The 10,923-nt window shown below is 44.4% G+C and carries 11 protein-coding genes; 5 read left to right on the forward strand and 6 right to left on the reverse strand.

What is annotated here, in order from left to right; genetic code table 11:
• Positions 1-327 precede the first annotated feature (327 nt).
• The 5 genes from IEY18_RS01840 to folB form a co-directional block, all read right to left on the reverse strand.
• Positions 328-1,263 (reverse strand): L,D-transpeptidase family protein, encoded by a 936-nt coding sequence (locus IEY18_RS01840; RefSeq protein ID WP_188917227.1) that lies wholly within the window; start codon positions 1,261-1,263, stop codon positions 328-330.
• A gap of 82 nt (positions 1,264-1,345) precedes the next feature.
• On the reverse strand, positions 1,346-2,197 hold the full coding sequence (locus IEY18_RS01845; protein WP_188917229.1) for a putative RNA methyltransferase: 852 nt from the start codon (positions 2,195-2,197) through the stop codon (positions 1,346-1,348).
• A gap of 76 nt (positions 2,198-2,273) precedes the next feature.
• The gene (locus tag IEY18_RS01850; RefSeq protein ID WP_188917231.1) at positions 2,274-3,074 is read right to left on the reverse strand and encodes an undecaprenyl-diphosphate phosphatase; all 801 of its coding nucleotides are present in this window, start codon (positions 3,072-3,074) and stop codon (positions 2,274-2,276) included.
• Between the two features lie 98 nt (positions 3,075-3,172).
• Complete coding sequence (gene folK / locus IEY18_RS01855) at positions 3,173-3,682, reverse strand: 2-amino-4-hydroxy-6-hydroxymethyldihydropteridine diphosphokinase (RefSeq protein ID WP_188917232.1); 510 nt, start codon at positions 3,680-3,682, stop codon at positions 3,173-3,175.
• A gap of 49 nt (positions 3,683-3,731) precedes the next feature.
• Positions 3,732-4,085, reverse strand: coding sequence for a dihydroneopterin aldolase (gene folB, locus IEY18_RS01860; protein ID WP_188917234.1), 354 nt, complete (start codon positions 4,083-4,085; stop codon positions 3,732-3,734).
• Between the two features lie 280 nt (positions 4,086-4,365).
• Here folB and plsY point away from each other — a divergent pair, with 280 nt between their 5' ends.
• Positions 4,366-4,971, forward strand: coding sequence for a glycerol-3-phosphate 1-O-acyltransferase PlsY (gene plsY / locus IEY18_RS01865; RefSeq protein ID WP_188917236.1), 606 nt, complete (start codon positions 4,366-4,368; stop codon positions 4,969-4,971).
• 98 nt (positions 4,972-5,069) lie between these two features.
• Here plsY and tsaD read toward each other — a convergent pair whose 3' ends face one another.
• Positions 5,070-6,095, reverse strand: coding sequence for a tRNA (adenosine(37)-N6)-threonylcarbamoyltransferase complex transferase subunit TsaD (tsaD, locus tag IEY18_RS01870; RefSeq protein ID WP_188917237.1), 1,026 nt, complete (start codon positions 6,093-6,095; stop codon positions 5,070-5,072).
• Positions 6,096-6,317: 222 nt separating this feature from the next.
• On the opposite strand from tsaD, the gene rpsU reads away from it, so the two are divergent.
• The 4 genes from rpsU (at position 6,318) to rpoD (ending at position 10,904) form a co-directional block, all read left to right on the forward strand.
• Positions 6,318-6,533 (forward strand): 30S ribosomal protein S21, encoded by a 216-nt coding sequence (rpsU, locus tag IEY18_RS01875; protein ID WP_013050163.1) that lies wholly within the window; start codon positions 6,318-6,320, stop codon positions 6,531-6,533.
• A 6-nt stretch (positions 6,534-6,539) separates the two neighbouring features.
• Positions 6,540-6,983 (forward strand): GatB/YqeY domain-containing protein, encoded by a 444-nt coding sequence (locus tag IEY18_RS01880; RefSeq protein ID WP_188917238.1) that lies wholly within the window; start codon positions 6,540-6,542, stop codon positions 6,981-6,983.
• A gap of 233 nt (positions 6,984-7,216) precedes the next feature.
• Positions 7,217-8,944, forward strand: a complete 1,728-nt coding sequence (dnaG, locus tag IEY18_RS01885) for a DNA primase (protein WP_188917239.1) — start codon at positions 7,217-7,219, stop codon at positions 8,942-8,944.
• Between the two features lie 124 nt (positions 8,945-9,068).
• Complete coding sequence (gene rpoD / locus IEY18_RS01890) at positions 9,069-10,904, forward strand: RNA polymerase sigma factor RpoD (RefSeq protein ID WP_188917875.1); 1,836 nt, start codon at positions 9,069-9,071, stop codon at positions 10,902-10,904.
• The last annotated feature ends 19 nt before the right edge of the window (positions 10,905-10,923 follow it).

Consider the following 10,923-nt stretch of genomic DNA (forward strand, 5'->3'; position numbering starts at 1 on the left):
AATGAGGTTTGTTAATTGAGGCTTGGATTATTGCGGTCTTATTTAGACTACAAGTCCAAGCCTTTTATTTTTCTCACTTCTTAAACGTAGCTTCTTCAACTCAATTCCGTGCCTCTTTAATAAAGCACGTTGCAATTAAACCGTATAGCTTTCCATTTAATATTGTTCAGCAGCGCTCATTTCATTCGGGGAATTGAATCGAGATGAATATCGGCTCAAAAGTTCTACCGAACATAAAAAAGGCCAATGATTAATCATTAGCCTAGGAATTAATATGTTGATGGGTCATCCAATCATCAATTAACTGGTTTTTGAGCTTTAGCTCAATCACCAACGAATGTTCACTGGCAATCCCCTTTGAGAAAGCAATGCATCATTCGCTTTTTGGTTATCAATATCTGCATCACTAATAAAACGGACAATGTCACTGGTTAGCTTTAGCGCTTTCTGCACTTGTGAATCATTTTCTGTCTCAGATAAAGGAGAGTGAACTTCAATCCATTTCTCCCCGTTGGGCTCAGCAGAAATTTTGATGGTGCGATTAATAATTCTGACCGGTTCACCACGTCTTGTTTGTTCAAACAACCAAGCAATATCTTTCGGGTTGAGGCGAACACAGCCAGAGCTCACACGCATCCCAATGCCAAAATCTTTATTTGTACCGTGGATCAAGTAACTGCCATAGCCATAAGCCAATCGCAGAGCATGATTACCTAAAGGGTTGTCCGGCCCAGCAGGCACAACAGGTGGCAGCACGATTCCCTTTTCTTCAAGGTAAGCTTTACGAATACTCTTTGGTGGCGTCCATGTTGGGTTTTCGATACGCGAGCTAATTGTCGTCGTCATCTCCGGCGTATCCCAGCCAATTTTCCCAATCCCGATTGGAAAGACATGAACCTCTCGTTGATGTTTAGGAAAGTAATACAGCCTCAATTCCGCAAGATTAATCACCACGCCTTTGCGAACAACATCCGGGATTAGCATTTGCGTGGGGATCATTAACTCAGTGCCCGGCGTCGGTAAAAAGGGATCGACCCCTGGATTTGACTCCATGAGCTCCAGTATCCCGATATTGTAATGATCCGCTATGGTTTTAAAATATTCACCTTTTTGCACTTCATGATGCTGTATACGCCCAATCAGCCGTCCACCATCAGCAGGTAGAGAGTACACATTTGCCCAAGCACAAGATGTCATTACGACACTAAAAAACCACAACAAAGTTAATGCGATGTACTTGCTAATAAGCCCATTGGCGCTCATTCTTATCCCTATTCACGTCTTTTAATTCAATCTAAAATACTAGTATTGGTTTGCCGTATTCACTTCAAGATACAACAAAAATTTAGCTGACTTTCTTCGCAAGCGTCACGACAAAGTCAAGCTCAAGCCCCGCATATGCTTGCGACATTAATTGCCTCTTCATTTTGTCATTGACTCGCCAAGCATATGGCGTCATTTCCAATAAAGTCAAAGCAGTTTCGGAGCTCGCATCATGTTGAAACAGGACTCTTTGTTGCGTCACAACCTCTAAACCAGAAGGCAAATCAACCTGCATTGCCTTTTCGGCCATATCAGCATACAACACAGATTTTACTTGCCAGAGGTGACGAGGTCCAAAAGAGACATAAAGTAAATGTCCCTGTGACTTCAAAACTCGCAAGCTCTCTTTGCCCTTGAGCGCGGTATTGACCAACGTAATCAAGTCAAAACTTTCATCGGCAAATGGCAGCCGTTTATCACCACCCAATAAATAAAAAGCATCCGTATCCGACTTTACGGCGGCAAAGACTGCATTTTCAGCTTCACTCATCGCCGTTTGCTGTAGTCCATGGTTTTGCACATTCAACGCCTGCATTTCAGGGCTTGCTAGCGAGTGAGCAAGCTGTCTCACAAAATAGCCTTCGCCACAATTCAGCGTTAATTGTTGCAATGAACCTTGCAAAAGCAATGGTGACACGCACGTCGCCATGGCATCAACCACAGGCGATAATAAGCCCGACGTTAACAGATGTCGCTTAGCTCGCATAAGTTGTCGGCTATCTTGTTTCCCTTTACCTTTCTTAGGCAACGCAAAGACCCAATAACCATTTTCATGTCGGTCAAATCGATGTTTATTATCACAATAAAAACCTGACGACTCTTTATGTGTATGCAAAGCTTGTTGACATACTGGGCACTGATACTGAATCGCCATTATGCTATCGACATCCAAAGTTGAGTGAATTGATATAAAATTGTGCGTGAAACCGACCCGGCATTCAATTGCGTCATCACAACCAAATCACCGCACAAAGCGCACCGCCCAATAGTAAGCGATAGATGACAAATGGTGTCATGCCCATTTTACTGATCACTTTCAAGAAGTAGTGAATACATGCATAGGCTGCAACAAACGACACCAGAATACCAAGTGAGAGCGCCTGATAATCTATCGCCTCTCCACTAGACATTAAATCTTTTGTAACGAGAATTGCTGCGCCAAGGCTTACGGGGACCGACATTAAGAAAGAAAAACGTGCCGCAGCTTCTCGACCTAAACCGAGCATTAAAGCTGCAGTTATCGTCGCACCAGAACGTGACGTACCAGGAATAAGCGCTAGCGCTTGAGCAAAGCCTATCACAAGGGCTTTTTTCCACCCCGCTTGATATTCGGTTAACTGCCGATTGGCCATATTGTCAGCAACCCAAAGTAACAAACCAAAAATAATAGTGGTGGCTGCAATCACCTCGATACTCCGAAAATGCGTTTCGATAAAACCCTTCGCAGTAAAGCCAAATACGACCGCAGGAATCGTTGCTAAAATAATCCACCACGCAAGTTTACTGTCATCAGTGTGTTGACGCGTGGCAATACTCCCTGTCCAAGCAAAAAACATTGTTGCCAGTTCACGGCGGAAGTAGATGACCACTGCGAGTAACGAGCCTGTATTCACCGCCACATCAAACGATAAGCCTTGATCTTGCCAGTCCAGAAGTTGCGCCGGCAAAATTAAATGCGCAGAGCTAGAAATAGGTAAAAATTCAGTCAGCCCCTGAATAAGTGCCAAAATGATGACCTGAAAACTATCCATGATATCCCTTTAGTTCAAAAAAGTTCTTTTATCGGCTTTATCGCTCTCCCTGCATTGAGGATTGCTTTGCACCTTTTTATTTTATATATGCTGTGAAATTAAGACACTTGGCCCACTGGCCATTCAAAGTCTATTGGCCAAAGCTTTTGCTTGGTTTTATCATACGCTTGCCACATTTTTGCATAGCTTTGCTTTGCAATTGGGTGCTCCAACGCAGGTGCGATTTCGGCTAATGGCCACAGTACAAATGCATTGGTTAATATTTCGGAGCGCGGCAGCTCTACCGGCGAATTTAAAATTAATTCGTCATAAAGTAATAAATCTAAATCTAACGTTCGCGGGCTAAATTTTTTGGCGCCAGACTTACGCCCGTTTTCAGCTTCGATCTGCTTAAACAAATGATTCACTTCAGCAACATCTAAATCTGTTTGCGCAGCAACAACCATATTTAAGAAGTTACTTCCTTCAAATCCAACTGCTTCACTTTCGTATACAGAAGACAGTGTTAATTCACCAAACTCTCGCTGCAGACAATCTAAGCCTGACTGTAAATATTTGGCCGGCTCTATGTTGCTACCCAAGCTGATATAAATCGTTGCCTTACTCATGTCTTCAATTCGCTTTTCTTCTTAAATAAAACCATTGCTGCAAATTTGCCTAATGTTGGCTTCTTTCTATTTCGACGCCAACTGCTGCCGCTTGCTTGACAGCCCCAGGCTTCATCACTTTGACCTTAACCCAAGGCACTTGAAATTCAGCGAGCACACAGGTTGCAATCATTTCAGCAACAGTCTCGATGAGCTCAATTGGCTGCTCGGTAATAAGGGCAATAAGGCGATTAGAAACGGTTTCATAACATAGGGCATGTTCATATTGGTCGCCACCTGCAGCGCGCTGGTTATCCCATGCCATATCTAAATCTATCAAAAGGGTTTGCTTAATCTTCTTTTCCCATTCGTACACCCCTATAACCGTATCAATACGTAACTCGCGAACTAAAACTTTATCCATCTAAAATCACCTAAAAACACCCGTTTGATGAGGTCTGACAAGCTAAACCCAAGAAAAGAGATATAATCCGCAGCGCAAAGCACTGGAAGTCACCAAAAGTTACTTTCTACTCACGCCAATACCAAGTAGGATATGCCTTTGAGCTATCTCGATTTTATCGTCGAGTCTGTGACAGAAATCAAAGTGTCTTGATGGCATCGCGCAAATGAACCAACTTTGCTTCATTAGCATTCATTTTCCCGAGGCGCGATAATACCTCAAGACGAGAAAGGAAACCAATTTGAGCGTAGCAGCACTAACAATATTTATGATCATGGTGGCTTATCTCACAGGCTCCATATCAAGTGCTGTGCTCATTTGTCGTCTACGTGGGCTACCAGACCCTAGAACTGAGGGTTCTGGCAATCCTGGAGCGACGAACGTACTCCGTATTGGAGGAATTAGCTCTGCGGCGTTAGTTTTGCTGTGCGATATGCTAAAAGGTGCGGTTCCAGCTTACGTTGCCTATCGATTTGGACTTGACGCCGTCGCCCTTGGCTTAATTGCCGTCGCCGCATGTATTGGGCACATTTTTCCCATTTTCTTTGGCTTCAAAGGTGGGAAAGGCGTTGCCACTGCTTTTGGTGCAATGGCTCCGATAGGAAATGATTTGGGATTAAGCTTGTTAGGTACCTGGTTCGTTGTCGTGGTCATCAGCCGCTACTCTTCGCTCGCCGCAATGGTTACAGCGTTGGCAGCACCTATCTATACCCACTTCTATGATGACAGGTTTACGGTGCCGGTTGCGATGCTCTCTGCATTAATTATTGCTCGGCACAAAGACAACATTCATCGACTCCTAGCTCGAACCGAGCCGAAAGTAACTGACCGCAAAAGCAAATCATAAAACACACCATCTGAAGGTACAAAAACCCTCTTCTAGGCTCTATATTTGCGAGCGTCATATTCGGCACACTATCTAGATATCAATTAGTGAGGTTTACTTTACTCGGCGACTTCCACTGCCGGCAGGCTGTTGAGCGGCCAGCGCGGTAAGCCTTTAACCTGTAAATCATCAGTTTGACCGGCTTTTAGACGTTGTAAGCCCGCATAGGCAATCATCGCCCCATTGTCCGTACAAAACTCACCGCGAGGATAATAAACTTCTCCACCATTGGCCTGCATCATTTCGGCAAGTGAACTACGTAAATGACGATTCGCACTGACACCGCCTGCGACAACCAATCGATGATAACCGGTTTGTTTTAGCGCTCTGCGACATTTAATCGATAAAGTATCAATGACGGCTTCTTCAAAAGCCCTTGCAATGTTTGCGCGAGTTTGGTCATCATCAAGCTCTGCGGCAATCGTATTGGCAGCAAACGTCTTTAGACCAGAAAAACTAAAATCTAAACCAGGGCGATCTGTCATCGGACGAGGAAATTTATAACTCGCAGGAACGCCTTGTTCTGCAAGTTTGGCGAGTCGAGGCCCCCCGGGATAATCAAGCCCCATCAGTTTTGCCGTTTTATCAAATGCTTCACCTGCTGCATCATCAACCGACTCCCCCAAGACTTCATATTGACCAATGCCTTTGACATCAACCAACATGGAATGGCCGCCAGAGACGAGTAATGCAACGAAAGGGTATTCAGGCGCAGCCTCCTCAAGCATCGGCGCCAGAAGGTGACCTTCCATATGATGCACGCCAATCGCGGGCTTATCCCAAGACAAAGCTAATGAACGACCCACACAAGCTCCGACTAAAATAGCGCCTATCAGCCCCGGGCCTTTTGTATAAGCGATACCATCGATATCTTCTTGTTTACAGTTGGCGTCTTTTAACGTTTGTCGTATTAAAGGAATAATCTTGCGCACATGATCGCGAGAAGCCAATTCGGGAACGACACCACCATAATCGGCATGCAATTTTATTTGGCTATATAAGGTGTGCGCTAACAGCCCTTTTTGGTCGTCATATATGGCAATTCCGGTCTCATCACAAGACGTTTCTATTCCTAAAACCCGCATGGTATCTCATCTACTTCATCTGAAAGGCGGCCAATTCTAACTGCTAGGTCAGCATTTCTCCAGTCAACTCGACGGTAAAGTGTAAAATTGGCCTAAACTAGATCTGCGTTTAGGGGTTTACAAGGCACCACGAGTCAGTATAAAATTCCGCACCATTTTAAATCTTACCTGGATTAATTCTGAATTAATCCATTACAAATTACACCTAAGGGGTGATGGCGTATGCCAATTATTAAAGTACGTGAAAATGAACCATTCGACGTAGCTCTACGTCGTTTCAAGCGCTCTTGTGAAAAAGCAGGTATCCTAGCTGATGTGCGTGCTCGTGAGTATTACGAGAAGCCAACAACTGCTCGTAAGCGCGCGAAAGCCGCTGCAGTTAAACGTCTAGCTAAGAAGCTTTCTCGTGAGAATGCTCGTCGCGTACGTTTATACTAATCTATTATGAGCCTAATTGATCAGCTAAAAGAGCAAATGAAGCTTGCCATGCGTGCCAAAGAAAAGGTGCGCTTGGGGACGATTCGTATGGCACTTGCTGCCATCAAACAGATTGAAGTGGATAGCCGCGAAAGTCTGAGCGATGACCAAGCATTAGCTGTCTTAACCAAAATGGTCAAACAACGTCGTGACTCGATTGCTCAATATGAAGCAGCCGGTCGTGATGAGCTTGCAGCGGCAGAAGCAGCAGAGATTCAAGTTCTTGAAACTTTCTTGCCAAAGCCACTTTCCGAAGAGGAAATCGCAGCGATTATTGATGCAACTATTTCAGAAGTAGGTGCATCGACCATGGCGGATATGGGCAAAGTGATGGGTGCACTTAAACCTAAAGTTCAGGGGCGTGCAGATATGGGAGCCATTGGTTCTCTTATTCGTGCAAAACTGAAGTAACAAAGTTTGAGTGTATGAATAAGCCGTGCATTAGCGCGGCTTGTTTGTTTCAATTAAGTAACATTTTTTTATCGATAGCACGTCGTAGATCATTGACGATCTAAGCAAATTATTTATACGATTTATTCAGTCAATATTGCAGTAACTGGTTGATAATATTTATCAACACACGATATAGACGACTTTGACCTATATATTGTTCTGTTATTCAGCAAGCGTGGTATCAACTTAAAATGGCTATCCCTCGTGATTTTATCAATGAACTGATTGCCCGCATCGATGTGGTTGAGTTGATTGATGCAAAAGTACCGCTTAAGAAAGCAGGCAAAAATTACTCAGCTTGTTGTCCTTTCCATAGTGAGAAGTCTCCATCATTCACTGTCAGTCGTGATAAACAGTTCTATCATTGTTTTGGCTGCGGCGCTCATGGCAACATCATCGATTTTGTCATGGAATATGACCGACTTGAATTTGTCGACGCAATTGAAGAGTTAGCCGGCCAGCTTGGTGTCGAAGTCCCCCATGAAAAAGGCACTGGGAAGCGAACTGATCACGCTGCAAGTCGCGATCTCTATCAACTGATGGAAGAAGCTAGCCATTATTACCAGCAACAGCTTAGGCAACACCCAGATAAAACCAAAGTCGAAAAGTATCTTGCTTATCGGGATCTAAGCTCACAGGTTATCGAACAGTTTGGTATCGGCTACGCCCCTGATGGCTGGGATGGGTTACTCAGTCGTTACCGACAAAATACGGAAGCGCAAACCAAACTGCTTACCGCAGGTATGGTTATTGCCAACGATAATGGCAAGCAGTATGACCGCTTCCGAGATCGACTTATGTTCCCTATTCGTGACCGTCGCGGACGCGTCATTGGCTTTGGGGGACGAGTTTTAGGGGATGGTACCCCGAAGTACTTGAATTCTCCGGAAACGCCCATATTTCATAAAGGCAATGAACTTTATGGACTATATGAACTTAAGCAAAAATACCGAGATCCACAACGCGTACTTGTGGTTGAAGGGTATATGGATGTCGTTGCATTGGCGCAATTTGGCGTTGATTATGCGGTCGCCTCACTAGGGACTTCAACAACCGCTGAACAATTTCAGTTGATGCTACGTAGTGCCAAGCAAGTCGTATGTTGTTATGACGGCGACAATGCAGGTAAAGACGCAGCATGGCGCGCCTTAGAAACGGCATTACCTCTGCTCAAGCCAGGCGATCTCGTTAAGTTTGTATTTCTGCCGCAAGGCGAAGACCCTGACTCAATGGTTAGGCAAATTGGTAAGGAAGCGTTTGAAGAGCTCATTGATAAAGCAGACGACTTGCCAAGCTTTTTATTTGCAACCCTAACTGAAAAGTTTGGCGGCGATAAAAGCAGTCTCGCAAAGCAAGCGATTGCACTTATAGAAAAGATACAAGACGCAGTTTTACAGAATTTATTGCTCGAAAACTTGTCCCACAAACTGGGCATGAATAGCGCAGAAGATTTGAAAAAGAAGCTCGGTGTGAATGTAAAACCTCAAACCCAGCCTCTTGCACAACAAGGCATAAAAGGTCGTGGTACACCGTTAAGATTAGCAATTGCGCTACTCGTACAGTACCCAAAACTTGGCACAGGTTTAGTAAACCAGCCAGCCTTACAACATTTGAAGTTGACTGGCATCCAAATGTTAATCGACTTACTAGATTTAACTCGTGATCAGGAAATCAACAGCGCACAACTACTTGAACAGTTCAGAGGTCATGACCAAGAGTCCACCCTGAAAAAACTAGCCCAATGGGATCATCAAGTGGCGACTGAAAACCTGCAGCAAGAGTTTAGAAAAGCTCTGATCTGGTTGAGCAATCAATACATTGAACAACGCTATCAAGAGCTGAGTCTCAAGCAGACTCATACAAAAGAAGAGCGGATACAGTTACAGAGACTGATATCTGTCATAAAAGGTCAAAAATAATACATATTTTGCAATCTTGCTTTGACCTAGGACTAGCACACGAAAGCGTGCGCAGCTATAATTGACGATTTGCGCGGCAACAAATATATCGTTGTCCGTCGTTGTAACAGTTACCCAAACTTGGATGATATCTATGGAGCATACTCCGCAGTCGCAACTAAAATTGTTGCTTGCCAAAGGTAAAGAACAAGGTTACTTAACCTATGCAGAAGTGAATGACCACTTACCTGCAGATATGGTCGATTCCGATCAAATCGAAGATATTATCCAGATGATAAATGACATGGGTATTCGAGTTTATGAAGAAGCTCCGGATGCCGATGACATTATGATGTCGGAAGACAGTACAGACGAAGATGCTGCTGAAGAAGCTGCTGCTGCACTCGCAACCGTAGAAAGTGAATTAGGTCGTACAACTGACCCAGTTCGTATGTACATGCGTGAAATGGGCACCGTTGAACTACTGACACGCGAAGGCGAGATTGTTATCGCTAAGCGTATTGAAGAAGGGATCAACACAGTACAAGGGTCTGTTGCAGAATACCCACAAGCGATCGCGATGATCCTTGAGCAATACGACCAATACGTTGCTGAAGAGACTCGTCTATCTGACATTATCTCTGGATTTATAAACCCTGATGAAGATGACGTTGCCCCAACTGCAACTCACGTTGGCTCTGAGCTATCTGATGAAGATCTAGATGACGAAGATGACGATGAAGATGAAGACGAAGAGGAAGGCCCGAAAGGCCCATGCCCTGAAGAAGCCAAAGAACGCTTTGACGAACTAAGAGCAGCTTTTGAGCGTTCTCAGCAAGTCATTGCAGAAAAAGGCCGTGAACATCCTGAGTCGACTCGCGCCCTATTCGAAATTGGCGAGATATTCAAAGAATTCAAACTGATGCCTAAGCAGTTTGATCGCCTTGTGAAAAGCATGCGCAGCATGATGGACAAGGTTCGCGTGCAAGAGCGCTTAATTCTGAAGCTTTGTGTTGAACAAGCAAAAATGCCGAAGAAAAACTTCGTGAAAGCCTTCCAAGGCAACGAAGCGAGCGCTGAATGGTTTGATGCAGAAATCGCAGCCAATAAGCCTTATGTTGAAGGCTTGCAAATGGTTGAAGAAGACGTCGCTCGCTGTCGTGCAAAGCTTGCCGCAATTGAAGAAGAAACAGGCCTTGCAATCATTGCAATCAAAGATATCAACCGTCGTATGTCTATCGGTGAAGCGAAAGCTCGCCGAGCGAAAAAAGAAATGGTTGAAGCCAACTTACGTTTGGTTATCTCGATTGCGAAAAAGTACACCAACCGTGGCCTACAATTCTTGGACTTGATTCAAGAAGGTAACATCGGTTTGATGAAAGCCGTAGATAAGTTCGAATATCGCCGTGGTTACAAGTTCTCGACTTATGCGACATGGTGGATCCGTCAGGCGATTACTCGTTCGATTGCTGACCAAGCAAGAACGATCCGTATCCCTGTACACATGATCGAAACAATTAACAAACTGAATCGTATTTCTCGTCAAATGCTACAAGAAATGGGACGTGAGCCTTCTCCTGAAGAACTTGCAGAACGTATGTTGATGCCAGAAGACAAGATCCGCAAAGTTCTGAAGATTGCCAAAGAGCCTATCTCCATGGAAACACCAATTGGTGATGATGAAGATTCGCACTTAGGTGACTTTATTGAGGATACAACGCTTGAGTTACCACTTGAGTCAGCAACGGGTGAAAGCCTGAAAAACGCGACTCACGAAGTACTCGCCGGCCTTACAGCCCGTGAAGCGAAAGTACTTCGCATGCGTTTTGGTATCGATATGAATACCGACCATACGCTTGAAGAAGTCGGTAAACAGTTTGATGTAACCCGTGAACGTATCCGTCAGATTGAAGCCAAAGCGTTGCGTAAGCTACGTCACCCTTCTCGCTCTGAAATCTTAAAGTCTTTCTTAGACGAATAAGCGAAACGATGTATAGAAA

The organism is Shewanella gelidii (genome assembly GCF_014647855.1).
In the GTDB taxonomy this organism is placed as follows: domain Bacteria; phylum Pseudomonadota; class Gammaproteobacteria; order Enterobacterales; family Shewanellaceae; genus Shewanella; species Shewanella gelidii.